This is a genomic window from Bacillus cereus group sp. N24, assembly GCF_016483345.1.
Lineage (GTDB): Bacteria > Bacillota > Bacilli > Bacillales > Bacillaceae_G > Bacillus_A > Bacillus_A toyonensis.
On the sequence record NZ_JAEHCA010000001.1, the window covers coordinates 272,857 to 288,255 of the forward strand.

The window sequence follows — 15,399 nt, forward strand, 5'->3', positions numbered from 1 at the left end:
TTTTATATATATTCAGGGAACACTTTACAGCTCTTTTCCTGCTCTATATCATGTCCAAAGAAAACAATTGGGTTCTCTTTCCTAACAACTTCTTTTAAACGCTTAATTGAAGATAAAGCTAATTCCGAATCAACCCCCGCGAACGGCACTTCATCTTCAAAATTCTCTTTCGTATACGATGCATCGATCGTTAATAACACTGGGCCAGAGTTTTCCGTCTCAATGAATAGTGACTGATGTCCTGGAGTATGTCCTGGTGTATACAATAATTGAACACCTGGTACGACTTCATAATCCCCTTCAATGATTTTGCAGTTTAAATTCGGCAATATACATTCTTTCATATATTCTTCACTATGTTGTGCCATCTCATATTCAGCACGCTGCACAATAATCGGTGTATGTGTAAAAGCACCATTTCCCCCTGCATGATCAAAATGCAAGTGAGAACTAATAATATAAAGAAGGTCTTCCGGCTCATAACCAACGCGTTTTAAAATATGCACGATCCTATCTTCTTCAGTCATTTTCGGTAAAATCTGCCCTTCAACAAATGTACCGTCAAATAAATTTTCATTATTAACCGCACTTTCTGGCATACCTGTATCTACTAAAATTGGCCCTTCTTCTGTCTCCAATAAATAACACCATACCGGTAAGTTTAATAAATTCCCCGGTGTGAGCGTACTATTAACAGAAGAATGATCTAACATACAACGACCAGCTGGCACGAAATAAAGCTTCTTTACCGTCATTATGTATCCACCTTTACATTTCGTTTTGAATAAAACAATACAGTAAAAAATTCTACTTTTTAGAAATAAACTCCTTCTCTACTTTCATTGTTTCAACTATTATTTTGGGATTATTCACAAATTCTTCATTACAACATTACTTATCATTTTTCAATTTACGTATAGCAAAAAAAAAATAAAACAGCTGTGATATAACATATAGAAATGCCTACAAAACTAATACTAAATCCATTTTGTCGAATAGCCATCACTTTTAAAATGTCTAAACTTAATACGTGACCAATTAACGAATACATTATAATAATTGCCATTACGATTAAATAATTACTTTTCCTTAGTTTTGCTGTCATTAGTCATTCACCTCGCATAGTTTTCTATACTAATTGTATCTGATTTTACATAATTTTAAAAATATTAAAATAACTTTCTATGTAAATAATAATGTACTTTTTACATAACAGTATTTCACCATCTATAATAAGGGAGTAAATGATTCTTACTTTAATGGAGGGAATACAAATGAAAGCAATTGGTTTACATGAATACTTACCTATTGAAGAAGAAAACAGTTTAATTGATATTGAAGTTGAAAGACCTGTTGCCAAAGGAAGAGATATACTTGTTAAAATTAACGCTATTTCCGTTAATCCAGTTGATACAAAAGTTCGCTCTCCGAAAGATAAAAAAGAAGATGTAGCGAAAATACTTGGCTGGGATGCTAGTGGTGTTGTCGTACAAACTGGCGAAGGTTGTACGTTATTTAAAGAAGGCGATGAAGTGTTTTACGCTGGAAGCATTACGAGACAAGGTACATATAGTGAATACCACCTAGTTGATGAAAGAATTGTTGGTAAAAAACCTAAAACTTTACGTGATGCTGAAACTGCCGCAATTCCTTTAACAGCTATTACGGCGTGGGAAGGTTTATTCGAGCGTTTAGACATTGATTACGCTAAGAAAAGCGAAAATACATTTAAAAACATTTTAATTATCGGCGGAGCTGGTGGTGTCGGTTCAATCGCAATTCAGCTTGCAAAATGGGCTGGACTAAATGTAATCGCAACTGCGTCTCGTGATGAAACGATAGAATGGGTGAAAAACTTTGGAGCTGACCATACAATTAACCATCATAAACCTTTAAAAGAGCAACTATTCACCCTTGGATTCAACGATGTAGATTATATTTTCTGTTTAAATAATACAGATCAGCATTGGCACGGTATAGGCGAAGTAATTAAACCACAAGGTAAAATTTGCTCTATCGTAGAAAATGAACATCCTCTTGAAATGGGCATTTTAAAAAGTAAAAGTGCGACCTTTGTTTGGGAGTTTATGTTCACAAAGCCGATGTATGAAACTGGTGATATGATTACGCAGCATGAACTATTAAATAAAGTGAGCGAATTATTAGATGAAGGTATTTTAAAGACCACTTTACATGAAACATTAGCACCAATTAACGCTGAAAACTTAAAGAAGGCACATGTACTACTTGAAAGTGGACGTACCATTGGGAAAATCGTATTAGAGAAATTTTAATCATAATAGTGACAGATAGTATGTGAAATTATATCAACGATTTTTCGAATATATCTATCATAACGTACAATATATCAACGATTTTTCAAATATATCTATCACAAATCAAATTATATCAACAATTCGACAAGGTATATCGATTTATCGACAAATAACACCAACCATAAGAAAAGGCTGTTCCAGATGAACAGCCCCTTCTTTATTTACTTGAAATCTCTTGATCATTTTGAGTATCTAATGGCGCTCGCTTCCCTATTCCAAAAGCATAGAAACTAATTGTAACGATAGCTAAGAAAACAATACCTACAACTAGTGAGATACGAGTATCATCGTTAAACCACATTCCGATTAATACCATAATTAAAAAGGCAATCGTTAAATAGTTTGTAACAGGAGCAAATGGCATTTTGAACGGATGATCTTTCATCTCTGCCCCTTTTTCTTTTCTAAAAAGAATTTGACTAATTAAAATGACGAACCATGGTACCATACCTGGAAGTACACTCGCACTATACACATATACGAATAAGTTTTTTGGCGCAATATAACTTAAAACTACACCAACTGCTAAACCAATTATTACACCAACTGTACCAAATAATGGAACACCGTTACTAGAAATCTTCGTAAAGTATTTCGGTGCTTGTCCATTTACACCTAACGTATACAGCATACGTCCAGCACTATAAATACCACTATTACAACCAGACATCGCTGCTGTAATAACAACGAAGTTAATAAGTCCAGCAGCTGCCGTAATACCAACCTTCGCAAAAGTTGCCACGAACGGACTACCAATTGTACTTAATTGATCCCACGGATAAACAGTTACAATAACGAAAATAGCACCAATATAGAATATTAAAATACGCCAAATTGTACTTTGAATCGCTCTTGTAAGTGTCTTCTTCGGATTTTTCGCTTCACCAGCAGTAATCCCGATTAATTCCACACCTTGATATGCTCCAACTACAAGTGATAATGCAAAGAAGAATCCTGAAAAACCACCTGTAAAGAAACCGCCATTTGACCAAAGATTAGATATGCCAATCGCTTCTCCGCCGTTACCAATTCCGAAGAAAATAAGGCCAAATCCAGCAATAATCATTAATAAAATCGTAACGATTTTAATCATCGCAAACCAAAATTCAAATTCACCAAATGACTTAACAGAAATTAAGTTAGCTGCACCAAGAATAACCATTGCAATCACACCTGGTATCCAAGCCGGTAGACCTGGGAACCAATATTGCATATACGCTCCAACTGCGATAATCTCTGACATCCCAACGATAACCCATTGGAACCAGTTACTCCACGCTGTCATATAACCAGCTAACGGATGAATATACTTATGACCGAACGTCGCAAATGAACCTGTACTTGGCTCCATATACAACATTTCTCCCATGGCACGCATGATGAAGAAGATAAAAATACCTGCAATTGCATAGGCAAGCATTACTGATGGACCTGTCCACTTAATCGTGCTAGCTGAACCCATAAACAAACCAACACCAATTGTTCCGCCTAAAGCAATCATTTGAATATGACGTGCTTCTAAACCTCTTTTCAATTCTTTGTTTGCCACTTCACTTCCCCCTCTTAGATGATTCATAGCCGCATTTTAAAACAAGATGCTTTCTCCTAATTCCTTTTGGCCTGAAAATGGTGAAGCAAACGTAATTTTACACTAGCTTTAAAGCTATCCTAAAATCGTTTTTTGCCTCTTACAAAATTCTCAAAACCTTTCATCTTCCAATATTCTATAAATCTTAAAATTACTTATTTTATATTAATTCATTTATCTGAAAAATTCAATTATTTTTTCAATAAATTAATATGCATAATTATGTTTAATTTTTAACTGAATTAGCAATAAAATACATCTATTCAAAATGGTTCCGATATAAATATTATTACAATATAAATAACCGAGGAGAGCATATCTTCCTCAGTTTCACATCTCATGTACTTCAATCTTTATAGTTGATAACGTAAGTTCCCACACATCCGATTCATATGCCAATCAGAAATTTAATATATTAATAAACTACTAACTTCTTTACTCCAGCCCAATTTTGAGGTAGGAATCTTACCGCCTCAAAACAGCGGGATAAAATATAAAAGAGTCTCATATTTTAATGAGACTCTTTTACCATTTCATATTTAAATCGTCTTTGAAGTTTGTTTACCAACAATAAACACCTTAGTAAACACCAACATGATAGCTACAATAGCCAGAAAATAAAGTGGCATCACCAGTAACGAGCCCGTATGAAGTTGACTCATTCCCCAAATTGTCACCGTCACTATTATATAGTACCCTAAGCTAAACAATGCTCCAGCTGTACCAATGACATCTTGAAAATCTACTAATGCTAAACTTAAACAGTTAGGTAATGCTACCCCAATTCCTAATAGCAATATAAACATCGCTACTAAAAATCCAATCATATATATTATGTTTCGATTTGATCCAACTGAAGTAATAATAGATAAAGCGACTGCTCCACCTGTCATTACAAAACAACCGATATATATAATTTTCTCTGGTTTATAAGTGGTAAGTAACCGCTTTGAAAATTTCGCCCCAATAATAGAAGCGGAAGCAACAACAATTCCTAGAAATCCGTACATACTAGGCGATAACTTAAAGTATTCAATAAAGATAAACGGCGCTTCTGCATAATAGCTAAATAAAACGCCATTCGCTCCTCCAATTAATAGCCCATATGTTACTACTTTCGGATTTGTAATCAACCGTTTTAAAACAGAAAACACATTAATTTTATCCGTTACTGCACCCGTTTTTGTTTCTGGAAGAGAAACAAACGTATACAGCAAAATTCCGATACTCATAACTACTAAACTTAAAAATACTATTTTAAATCCAAACATTTGATCAAGAAAGCCACCAATTAACGGTCCCATTGCCGGTGTAAAAGCAATGACTGCCGAAATTTGAGCAAACATAACGTGACGTTTATGCCCTTCTACACTTTCACGAAGAATCGTTTGCGTCACAACTGATCCTGCACTTGCTCCAAACGCCTGAATAAAACGACTTAACAATAAAAATTCAATGGAACTTGCAATAAAGCATAAGAAGCTCCCCGCGCCATATATGACAATTCCAAGTAACATCGCCGGGCGACGACCAATTATATCGGATAACCATCCAATAAAAAATACACCTAAAGCAAATCCAGCAAAATAAACACTAAGCGTTAACTGCACCTCATTATTACTTACATGTAACGCCTTTGAAATGTCTGGTAAAGACGGTGTATAAATTGTTTCACTAATTTGCGGAAATGCCACAAGAATAATCATTAACCAAAGTGATGGTACTGAGACTTTTTTCATTTTTCATACCCTCCTATAACTTTGAAAATCTCAGAAATAAAAAGACTTTCCTAAGCTACGGAACAGGAGGGGCCATTATAGAAATTCGATCATAAAACAACAAAGAAAACACCTCATTAACGTATGTTAATACTTATAGGAGGGTAATATTAACATTGATTTTTAAATATACTTTTTCAATTATATTACATATTATCTCTACTTTTCTAGTGTTGATGCCTTGATTATTTGTTAGAAGATTATCATTTTTATATTATCCGAAAACTAATTCATTTCAAAAAATAGTAAAAAGAGCTGATTCAAAATATAGTTTAAGTCAGCTCTTTTCTCTCTTTTTTAGTACTTTTATGCTGATATATTTTGTTTTTCTCGTGGTGCAAATTGTTTTTCACTACGATTCCCCATAAATCTAAAACATAAAGATAGGTGCAATCAGAGAAAATTTAACAAAAATAATTTATGAAGCATTTGAAGATAATTTTTTATCTGGAGTAAGACCTTTCCGTTAAATATAGCGTTTATAAAAGGGATTAGCCGTACATAAGATGAGCGCCTAAAATACAATTCTGTTAGAAAATTTTGCGCTATATTCTCTTTTATTTTATTTATGATAGCTGATTAACAACACATTCTAAAAATTTGTCTACCTTTTCTTTTGATGTATCCGGCGCATGATAACCAATCGTAAATGTAAGTCTTCCATTATAAGAGCTTGCTCCCATTGAAAAGAATGGTGCATACATAATGGGTGATGTCATATACCCGTCTTCAGCTTGAATTTCACCAAACTGAATAGGTTCATCAGCGATCACCCCGAAATTTGTCAGTAATGGCAATGCCATCCCCATCTGTACAGCCTGCTCGTATTGCTGATTATACATTCCCTTCACCGTAGATAGCTTCATACCTGCCAGTATCTCCATTCCTGCCGCTGAAGAAAGACCTGGATTTTGGCCCTTTATTTTATTCATTGATTGTTTAACTCGAACAAGAGTCTGATTAAATGATTCATCATCTTCCATTTTAATCACTGGCATTTCCATACCGGATAAGTTGCAAATAGCACCAGTCGTATAATTAGGCAGATATCGACGTAAATCAATTGTCAAACCGATCATTTTTTCTGCGGTGCGAGGTTCCGCATACACAGTGAAATGTGATAAAGCACGGAAGTATGCAGTCATGATTACATCATTCAAGGTAGCCTGTTGTGCTTTTGTCCATTTGGTTAGACATAGTGTTTGCTCACGGCTCAACCGCCCTACAGACATTTTTGGGGATTTATTTTTGTTGGGTTGAGATGGAAAAGACCATAACGATGCCTGCTGTTCTTGGTTAGGACGATACGCACTTTTTACGTCCGATATTCCAGCATATTTGAATACATGTGATTGATCTCGAAAACTCTCATTTCCTTCACCAAATTCCTTTATAATTTGATCCTTAGATCCTCCTAAGGAAAGGTGCGTATAAATTGCTCCAAGCAAATTAATATACTCCTTGACTCCTGCACCATCTGAACATAGATGAGATAATTTCACAACTAACATATCTGTTGTAGTGCCTCGTAATAATTTTGTTTGAACCATAGGCCCCTGAATACGATCACCAGGTTCCTTAATAAAATCTATTGCCATTATTTCAAGTTCTTGATCATTTCCTTCTGCAAAAAAGCAAATAGATGAGTTAGTGACAGATGAATGTTCCTCCCAGTAAGGAGTATCATTTTCTACAAATCGACTATTCAAAACTGGCTGCAATTGTAATGTTATCCTTACTGATTGTTCAAGTATTTCCTTTGATAGACCTACAGGAAAATAAAGAACCGCATTAATTTGTTGATCTGCAGAATAAAGACCTAATAAATAATTCATTCGATCTTGAGGTGTTACTGAATACTTTCCTTGTTCCATAATTTTGTCCCCCTTTTAAGATTTTTTGTATAACCTTATGCTCCATCTAGTTGTAACTTTTCTAGTCATTTTTCTTCAAGAGCTAATACTGCTTATTTTTCGAATTTTTTCACGAAAGCACCTTTTCCATACTGCTTCCATTCCTTTTGCAGCTTTTTGTAGGTGATATACCCATTATTTTATTGTTATCGATATCCCCCATCTTTTAATAAAATCAAACAAAAACATTTTTAGTCTACGCATATACAAACATATTATAATAATGTTTACAAATTATCAATAAAACAAATAAATCATTTTTTATATCTGTTAATTAAAAACAATAATATAATACGTTTAGGGATTACTTCATAAACAACAAACAAGACGCCACCCAAATCATGGGAACGCCTAGAATAATGCTACAAACTTAATGAAATCTATTTATCCTCACGTCATTTATTTCTTTGCTTCCATACCCCATTCTCTTTACGATAAGTATGCTTTCCATTCATGAATCCAGCTGTATTACCAGGAATGCTATATTTCTTATTTTTAGCCTTCTTCTTCATCCTCTTCTCTTCTTGAATAGCCTGTAAATCCACCTTCCATTGTTTCAACAAATCCTTTTTACGTCGCATCGAATTTGTACCCCTCAGATTCAAATATAAATCTATTAATCATATTATATACATTTTATTATTCCTTCGATAAAAAGAGAGCACCCTCGCCCAGGTGCCAAGAGATACATATATATTGAGATAACTAACACGCCAGAAAAGACTTCAACCGAATCACACGGCAACACCTATTGATAATTGCTATTAATTTAATCATTAACAAATATATCTGGCCCCTTCTTCAACATGTACGAGAAGCCCGAAATAAATACAACACTAAATATAATAATAGAAGACCACATATTAAAATGATATTCTTTACCTGCAACCAAATTATATATGTTATGGACCAAGAAATTAGCACCTATAATAATTCCACCTAACATTGAACTAATTAAAATGCTCATTAAATAAAACTTAAGCTTTTGAAACATTTCCCCTCTACCTCTTTTCTAAAATAAACTTTATTTAGGTTATCCTAGAAAATTATACCATTTAATTTCCAAATGTTATTAAAGCTATATTTTAATTAAGGTTATTTTAAGGAAGGCATCATTTATTCCAATATCTAGTTTGTTCAAATTTTCGTTTAACATGTACCAAATTATGTTTTTCCTTCTAAATAGACCAACAATATATTAAAATACTTTATATATCAAGGAGGTTTATCATGATCAACTTTCATAAAACATTCCCCATCTTAGGATTATTTTTATTTTTATACAGTTTTATCAGCATCATTTTTTTATTACTATTCCTTAGCGTTTAGTAACAACACGTATAAATATATGTTTAATGTGTAATTTCTATATTAAAAAAGAAAAAACAATAGTTTTGGATGCTTTTCTAGTTTTATTTTAAGATACCTCTTTGTAATCTGTAATAATTTGCTGACTCTCATCATCATCATTATCAATTTCTTTTCTTAAGTATTCAAAGGTAATTTCGATTTCTTCCTTACTCTCATAATAAATCCCTTTTGTACTTTTAATTTCTTGGTCTAGTTGTTTTCCTCTGTCTTGAAGCGGGTTTATTTCTGCTCTTACGAAAAGGCTTTTTAGAATTTCAAAAGCCAGAAAAAAAGTTTTGGATTACACTCAAATCTTTAATTCTAATCGGAATAGCCTGGATGTTAATAGGACTTTTTATGTAACCTACATAATCAGTAAATCCCCTGAATAAAACTCCATATTCCGTCAACACTGTAGATGACATTAGATTTTTCTCCTTGCTCCCCCTTGGAGATGAGCAGTTAGCTTTTGCTAACTGCTCCTTTATTTATAACAAAAAGTAAGGTAAAAGTTACTCTTTACCATTTTAATTAAACAACTTACTATCAATCCCCCTTTCTTTAAACCCTTGTTGCTAATGTAGTCATTCTTTTCTTATAAATTAAGCTTGCCACTGTTAAGTAATATTTGGTCATTGAGAAAAAATAAAAAGATGATGAATCGTAATTTTTTTACAAATCATCATCTTTTATTTTCCGTATTTTAACATTCTGTAAATGCATTAGCCCCAAAATAACGTACTTTTATAACTTGCCGATGATGAAGCTCATGACCAGCAATAATGTTTGCTAATGCACGAACCGTGACTTCAGAATTGTTCGCAATTCCCCTTTGTAACCAAGCATCCTTATCTAAACTTTTAAGTAAATGCACAGTAGATTGGCGAACAACTGTTAAATTCGTAAGAAGATCTTGCATAGATTGCTTATCAAAAGCTGCTCTAAGAACATACATATCGTCATTATAGCCAGGAAGTTCTGCTGTCTCACCTCTTGCTATGGACAGCAAACGATATGCCATAATACGTTCAGTATCTGCAATATGACCGATTACTTCTTTTATACTCCATTTATTAGGGGCATATCGAAAATGTCCTTCACTATCAGAAATATCCTTCAATAAAAGATTCGTTTCCTTCATTTGTTGCTCTAGAATATGTATGATATCTCCATCTGGTACTAATTTTATGTACGTTGAGTAGTATGGATTATATTCATTTGTTCCTGGTCTCTTTTGCATACTTATCCTCCTCAGTATTTCATTTACACCCTACCTCAAAATGTTATCACATTAATCTAATTATTTGAATTACAAAACAAACGGTCTCCATATATGTTCATCAACTTAAGGTAAGCGGTTTGATTCTATTACAAAGTTTTCTACATGAGGCTACAATCTAGAACATTTTTCAATAGATCCATATTGTTCTAGTAGTAATTAAAAATTTTAAAACTAAAAAAGGACTCTATTTATGTAGGTCTATTTTTCAGTATTTATAATTGATTTGTATCTAAAAATAAACATTTTATACGTATACATGCATAGTATGTTTTATCTAACTGCTATATGCTTTGTGCCAAGTATAATGTGAAGGACCTAAATACTCTTTTCGTTGACAAATAATGCTCGGTTCTTATAGTATCCATTCCTAATTGGATTCAGTTTATAAAACTCGTTTAGCACATTGTTTCAGTTTTTTTGCAAAAAATAGGTTCGTCCTCCACCTTCATTTAACGCTTGGAGGAAAGCCATTTCTCATTCGTATAATAAAAAGAGGGAGAATTGCCCCTCTTTCGTTTATATTGAGCTATTTTACAAGGTTAAATAATCCCTTTTAATATCAATCCTAAAACTGACATTACTATCGCACTAATAATAATTCGCAAAATCCAAGTTGTGTTTGTACTTATTTTCTCTAATTGCTTATTGATTGTTGCTATGTCTTTCTCATTAATAGTGGTACGCGTTTCTAAAGTACGAATGTCTCTCATAATTTCTTTTTGCTCTGCTTTTAGGCTGTCAATTTTCGCGTAAACATCTTCCATATATTCACACCCTCTGTTCATCTTAATAGAAAAATCTATATATATTATGAGACAACCCTTTTACCCGTGAATACATTCCGTATATTCGCGCACCAAATTATTTGTACAATCTAATTGAATTATTTACACATTTCCATTTTTCTGTATAAACAAGCATTTAAATAACATGCGATATGAATAAGCATTGAATTATTCTACTTTCATAACGTATCCTGAACACTCTTTATATGCCGTTTCATAAAGACTTTCATCTTATTTAAAGGCTTTTTTATTTCTTTAATAACAAACAAGGTGCAATCCAACATACGGGAGCACCTACAATAATTACTATTATTTAAATCACCATTCTCATATTTACAACTCATTATAGTCAGTATAATTTTCTGAAGAAATTCTCTTTTTTAGCTGCTTAATGTAAACTAATATTAATTTGAAATAACTGTAATGATAAACTTTCTAGAACAATAAATATACTAGCTGAAACGGACCTATAGCCGATATTTTTTCCAGTAACATTAATGGTGATTTCAGCTAAATTCGTTTGAATATTATTTCCCTCAAAAATCTTATCTTCAACCTTTACAATATCTGCTTCAAAATCTACTTCTTTAAAGGTTTTCAATAATTTTGTTTCTAATAAACTAAAATCAAAGTTTTCATCTTTTATTACGGCAAATTTAATCTTCATATTGATTTCCTCATTTTTAATAAATTAAAATCATTAAATCAATATAAATATATATTATTCTATTAGTTAATTCAAAATATACGCTTCATATGTATCATTACTAGATATCATTTCTAATGAATTAAGTGAAAAAGAAACGAAATAAACAAAGTCTCTCTTTCAACCACTTAACCAATTAATATAGAATCCCCCTTGTGTCCAATGACTAAAATTTTTTCATTTTAAACCCGTAGATTCTGAGAATTTCTTGTTTTAACATTACTAAACCACTTCACGCATTCTGTAGCATTGGTAATAACAATATAATGAAGCAGATTAATATTAGAAGTACCACTTATGTTTAATATAATGCGGCTCTAAATTATTTTGCTCATTGCTGCTTTTTTATTTCTCACTTGAAAATTATGTAATATATTTCAAATAAATTATCATCTTCCCCGTATTTTTATGATTGATTTTTTGTTCATAAATTCGTAACACATATACATGAGTTATCATGCTAAAATTAGTTTATTCGAAAAAGTTATTCTTAATGAATCGATAATTTTTAATACCCTGTTTAAAGCCTCGCCCCCCTGCGAGGCTTTTCCTATTTAACTAGAGTAGTAGTTGTGCTGTTACGCATTCCTATCTTTAGCTATATACTATAAATAACACTGCATGTTCATTTTAACTTTTCAGCATCAGCACACGTAAAATTCTCTCCTGCATCATTTGATTTACAAATTTTATTTATCGATTTTTCGGTTATTTTTTCATTTTCATTAGAAACTCGGTCTAAATCCATTCGAAATACTTGTTCCGGATTCTCCTTTGAATTTCCTTCAATATGAATTGTACGATCGAACATCTCAGCCGTGAAGCTGCTAGATGTATTTATCATTTCCACTCCATTATTTTCACCTACATAGCGTTCAACTACTTTTTCGGCTGCCTTTAATTGCTGAGATGTAGGATACGGTATAGATTCCGCTAAAATAACTACACCTACTAAATAAGTAATATACAAACCACCTGCAAACAAGATAACTTTTTTTACTGTTTTATTAATCATGCTCTAACTCCTTTTTCTTCTTTTGCTATTAAGATATATAACTTTCCTAATTTCTATCAATTTCTTTTTAGTACATAACATTCGTTTTACATTTTATAAAAAGCACCTCTCTTACTAATTTTCAATTTGATATTAACACGATATTTATCGTTTTTCAATAAATAATTATTATATAACATTTTATTTTTACTGTTTTTTTAGTTTTAGTTAATCTAAAAACAACCCATTTATTTAATTGCACTACATCATCAGCAAGTTTAAAAATTTGTTAATTACTAAAATAAAAAAGAGAAACTATATGTAAATACCCCTCGTTATATCTATGCAGGTTAGTCGTTAAACTTCAGCACTCACTTTATTCGAGAACGCTTTACCGAATATTCAATCTAATGATAAAATTGCCCCAATTAATATTTTCGTTCATCACTGTATAAAAAAGTACAATAAAGAAAAATCCAGTACTTTCACAGTTAAGTAAACGCGAACTTTTTCTTCTATCTACTTACTATTTAAGGTTAATAATGACATAACCAGCTCAAAAAATTCGACTTAAATTCATTAATGAATGGAGAGGTTTATATGAAATTAAAAGACAAAGTAGCAATCATAACTGGTGGTGCAAGCGGGATTGGCGAATCCACCGTTCGTCTTTTTATTGAAGAAGGTGCAAAAGTAGTTATCGCTGACTTTTTTGAACGTGGAAAAGACCTATCAGATGAATTGAACGCAAATGGATATGATACGTTATTTATTAAAACTGATGTAACAGTAGAGGCAGATATTAAACAACTAATCCATGAGACAGTAAGTAAATACGGTAAATTAGATATTATGTATGCAAATGCCGGCGTTGCTGATGATGCACCGGCAAACGAATTGTCCTATGAAAAATGGAAAAAAACCATTGATATTAACTTGTCAGGGGTATTCCTTTCTGATAAATATTCGATTGAACAATTTCTTAAACAAGGTGCAGGTGGTGTCATCGTTAACGCTGGTTCGATTCATAGTTTTGTTTCATTACCTACCCCAACAGCATACTCCTCTGCAAAAGGTGGCGTAAAACTATTAACTCAAAATTTATGTACTGCCTACGCTAAATATGGAATACGTATTAATGCGGTGTGCCCTGGCTATATTGATACCCCTTTGCTTGGTAGTGTTAATCCTCAACAGAAAGAATATTTAGCTTCCCTTCATCCACAAGACAGACTTGGAACACCAGAAGAAGTGGCTAAAGCTGTCTTATTTTTAGCAAGTGATGATGCTAGTTTTGTTAATGGTACAACACTTCTTGTTGACGGAGGCTATACTGCACGTTAATGAAAAAATTTCAAAGCACATCTCTAAGGAATATATAGTCTTTAACAAGAAAAAGCGCCATCACAAGTGACGGCGCTTTTTCTATGTAAGAGCAACTAGAAGATATACTTCTAGCCTACTCCCATTTATAAGTCCAAAATTGTTCAAGTTGCAGCCATTTCAATGTTGCTGCATCTTTGTTTTTTATTTTTGCATGTGTTTCTTCAAGCATTGCTTCTGTTTGTGAACGATGCGCGCCTAGTGCAGCTAATTTATGTTCAAATACTTCACTAATATTATTTACAACATCCGGTTCACCGAGTACTGCTTCACGATTTCTCGTAATCGCAACCGCATGAATAACTGGACGTTCTTCTTTTGGCATACGTGATACAGCGCGAACGACAGCGCGGCCAAATGCATCATGATCTGGATGTACGCCGTGTTCTGGATAAAATGTAATAATTCGAGATGGATTTACTTCTTGAATTATCGCTTCGATTTTATCTGCAACGAAATCAACATCTTCAAATTCTAACGTTTTATCATGGAAACCGAGCATTCTTAAATCTTGAATCCCCATCGCTTCACATGCATCTTTTAATTCTTTTTCACGGATATTTGGAATCGTTTCACGGTTAGCGAATACATTCTTCCCCATGTTACGTCCCATTTGACCAAGAGTACCACATGCATACGTTACAGGTACTCCTTGATCTGTTAATAAGCGAATTGTCCCTCCCGCAGCAAATGCTTCATCATCTGGATGCGGAAATACAACAAGTACATGTCTCTCCATAAGTTTCCCTCCTTCTTACTTAAATGGCGTTAAGCTTAACTCAAGTGCTACCGCTAAGCGACCTTGGTTATCATGCCCTGCTAGTAATAAACGCTCTTTATCGTCTACTTCCCAGTGCGTAATACCTTCTGCATATACCCAGCCATGATCCATTTTCAAACCAACTCGGTATGGGTTTGTTCCAGTTATTTTCCCGCGCTCAAAGCGAATAATTGCATTTCGAATGAATGCTCCAACTGTCATCATCTTTTCATTAAAGTGTGACGCATACGCTCCGTTCGTTGTTTCTAAATGAATATATACATCTTTATTTACAAAACGTTCAATTTCATTTTGAATAAGAGAACTATCTTTTACTATTTCCATCGGAATTCACCTCTTTAAACCATTTTACGCAAAAATAATGTAAATTGCTATCTCTATATTAGAGGACAACGCTCACTTTTCCTAATAATTTGCACTGTGTTTTGTTATTTTTTTTATCATATGTGGAATTCAGAACTTTTCCTTCACTTCGTTAAATAGTTTTCTTTCTTTTTTGAATT

The 15,399-nt window shown here is 33.0% G+C and carries 15 protein-coding genes; 2 read left to right on the forward strand and 13 right to left on the reverse strand.

Annotated elements, in window-relative coordinates:
- Positions 1–2 precede the first annotated feature (2 nt).
- Positions 3–755, reverse strand: coding sequence for a quorum-quenching N-acyl homoserine lactonase AiiA (gene aiiA, locus JDS95_RS01370; RefSeq protein WP_199690172.1), 753 nt, complete (start codon positions 753–755; stop codon positions 3–5).
- 155 nt (positions 756–910) lie between these two features.
- Positions 911–1,105 carry a hypothetical protein gene (locus tag JDS95_RS01375; RefSeq protein ID WP_226534201.1) on the reverse strand — a complete coding sequence of 65 codons (195 nt, stop codon included), beginning with the start codon at positions 1,103–1,105 and terminating at the stop codon, positions 911–913.
- A gap of 169 nt (positions 1,106–1,274) precedes the next feature.
- On the opposite strand from JDS95_RS01375, the gene JDS95_RS01380 reads away from it, so the two are divergent.
- Entirely contained in the window at positions 1,275–2,294 is a 1,020-nt protein-coding gene (locus tag JDS95_RS01380; RefSeq protein WP_000643744.1) for a zinc-binding alcohol dehydrogenase family protein, read from the forward strand.
- Positions 2,295–2,493: 199 nt separating this feature from the next.
- Here the strand turns inward: JDS95_RS01380 and JDS95_RS01385 are convergent, their stop codons facing one another.
- The 9 genes from JDS95_RS01385 to JDS95_RS01425 all read right to left on the reverse strand — a co-directional run bounded on the left by JDS95_RS01385 (position 2,494) and on the right by JDS95_RS01425 (position 12,753).
- Positions 2,494–3,885: an amino acid permease gene (locus tag JDS95_RS01385; protein WP_139823505.1), complete on the reverse strand. Its 1,392-nt coding sequence runs from the start codon at positions 3,883–3,885 to the stop codon at positions 2,494–2,496.
- Positions 3,886–4,463: 578 nt separating this feature from the next.
- A complete protein-coding gene (locus JDS95_RS01390) occupies positions 4,464–5,663 on the reverse strand; it encodes a multidrug effflux MFS transporter (RefSeq protein WP_199690174.1) in 1,200 nt (399 codons plus the stop codon).
- A gap of 605 nt (positions 5,664–6,268) precedes the next feature.
- Entirely contained in the window at positions 6,269–7,576 is a 1,308-nt protein-coding gene (locus tag JDS95_RS01395; RefSeq protein WP_199690176.1) for a condensation domain-containing protein, read from the reverse strand.
- 434 nt (positions 7,577–8,010) lie between these two features.
- Entirely contained in the window at positions 8,011–8,196 is a 186-nt protein-coding gene (locus JDS95_RS01400; RefSeq protein ID WP_001253134.1) for a hypothetical protein, read from the reverse strand.
- 188 nt (positions 8,197–8,384) lie between these two features.
- Positions 8,385–8,609 carry a hypothetical protein gene (locus JDS95_RS01405; RefSeq protein WP_000486799.1) on the reverse strand — a complete coding sequence of 75 codons (225 nt, stop codon included), beginning with the start codon at positions 8,607–8,609 and terminating at the stop codon, positions 8,385–8,387.
- Between the two features lie 1,059 nt (positions 8,610–9,668).
- Positions 9,669–10,205 (reverse strand): DinB family protein, encoded by a 537-nt coding sequence (locus JDS95_RS01410; RefSeq protein ID WP_199690178.1) that lies wholly within the window; start codon positions 10,203–10,205, stop codon positions 9,669–9,671.
- 581 nt (positions 10,206–10,786) lie between these two features.
- Positions 10,787–11,011, reverse strand: coding sequence for a hemolysin XhlA family protein (locus JDS95_RS01415; protein ID WP_000390465.1), 225 nt, complete (start codon positions 11,009–11,011; stop codon positions 10,787–10,789).
- 409 nt (positions 11,012–11,420) lie between these two features.
- The gene (locus JDS95_RS01420; protein WP_000693588.1) at positions 11,421–11,699 is read right to left on the reverse strand and encodes a hypothetical protein; all 279 of its coding nucleotides are present in this window, start codon (positions 11,697–11,699) and stop codon (positions 11,421–11,423) included.
- Positions 11,700–12,363: 664 nt separating this feature from the next.
- Positions 12,364–12,753: a hypothetical protein gene (locus tag JDS95_RS01425; protein WP_000608945.1), complete on the reverse strand. Its 390-nt coding sequence runs from the start codon at positions 12,751–12,753 to the stop codon at positions 12,364–12,366.
- A gap of 579 nt (positions 12,754–13,332) precedes the next feature.
- Here JDS95_RS01425 and JDS95_RS01430 point away from each other — a divergent pair.
- Positions 13,333–14,076: an SDR family NAD(P)-dependent oxidoreductase gene (locus JDS95_RS01430; RefSeq protein WP_000768004.1), complete on the forward strand. Its 744-nt coding sequence runs from the start codon at positions 13,333–13,335 to the stop codon at positions 14,074–14,076.
- 115 nt (positions 14,077–14,191) lie between these two features.
- On the opposite strand, the gene bshB2 is transcribed toward JDS95_RS01430, so the two are convergent.
- Both bshB2 and JDS95_RS01440 read right to left on the reverse strand, forming a co-directional pair.
- A complete protein-coding gene (bshB2, locus tag JDS95_RS01435; RefSeq protein WP_000439466.1) occupies positions 14,192–14,854 on the reverse strand; it encodes a bacillithiol biosynthesis deacetylase BshB2 in 663 nt (220 codons plus the stop codon).
- Positions 14,855–14,869: 15 nt separating this feature from the next.
- A complete protein-coding gene (locus JDS95_RS01440) occupies positions 14,870–15,220 on the reverse strand; it encodes a YojF family protein (RefSeq protein ID WP_000407039.1) in 351 nt (116 codons plus the stop codon).
- Positions 15,221–15,399 lie beyond the last annotated feature (179 nt).

Coding starts and splice junctions, on each gene's coding strand:
- aiiA (WP_199690172.1), bottom strand. CDS start 755: ATGACGGTAAAGAAGCTTTATTTCGTGCCAGCTGGTCGTTGTATGTTA.
- JDS95_RS01375 (WP_226534201.1), bottom strand. CDS start 1,105: ATGACAGCAAAACTAAGGAAAAGTAATTATTTAATCGTAATGGCAATT.
- JDS95_RS01380 (WP_000643744.1), top strand. CDS start 1,275: ATGAAAGCAATTGGTTTACATGAATACTTACCTATTGAAGAAGAAAAC.
- JDS95_RS01390 (WP_199690174.1), bottom strand. CDS start 5,663: ATGAAAAAAGTCTCAGTACCATCACTTTGGTTAATGATTATTCTTGTG.
- JDS95_RS01395 (WP_199690176.1), bottom strand. CDS start 7,576: ATGGAACAAGGAAAGTATTCAGTAACACCTCAAGATCGAATGAATTAT.
- JDS95_RS01400 (WP_001253134.1), bottom strand. CDS start 8,196: ATGCGACGTAAAAAGGATTTGTTGAAACAATGGAAGGTGGATTTACAG.
- JDS95_RS01405 (WP_000486799.1), bottom strand. CDS start 8,609: ATGTTTCAAAAGCTTAAGTTTTATTTAATGAGCATTTTAATTAGTTCA.
- JDS95_RS01410 (WP_199690178.1), bottom strand. CDS start 10,205: ATGCAAAAGAGACCAGGAACAAATGAATATAATCCATACTACTCAACG.
- JDS95_RS01415 (WP_000390465.1), bottom strand. CDS start 11,011: ATGGAAGATGTTTACGCGAAAATTGACAGCCTAAAAGCAGAGCAAAAA.
- JDS95_RS01420 (WP_000693588.1), bottom strand. CDS start 11,699: ATGAAGATTAAATTTGCCGTAATAAAAGATGAAAACTTTGATTTTAGT.
- JDS95_RS01425 (WP_000608945.1), bottom strand. CDS start 12,753: ATGATTAATAAAACAGTAAAAAAAGTTATCTTGTTTGCAGGTGGTTTG.
- JDS95_RS01430 (WP_000768004.1), top strand. CDS start 13,333: ATGAAATTAAAAGACAAAGTAGCAATCATAACTGGTGGTGCAAGCGGG.
- bshB2 (WP_000439466.1), bottom strand. CDS start 14,854: ATGGAGAGACATGTACTTGTTGTATTTCCGCATCCAGATGATGAAGCA.
- JDS95_RS01440 (WP_000407039.1), bottom strand. CDS start 15,220: ATGGAAATAGTAAAAGATAGTTCTCTTATTCAAAATGAAATTGAACGT.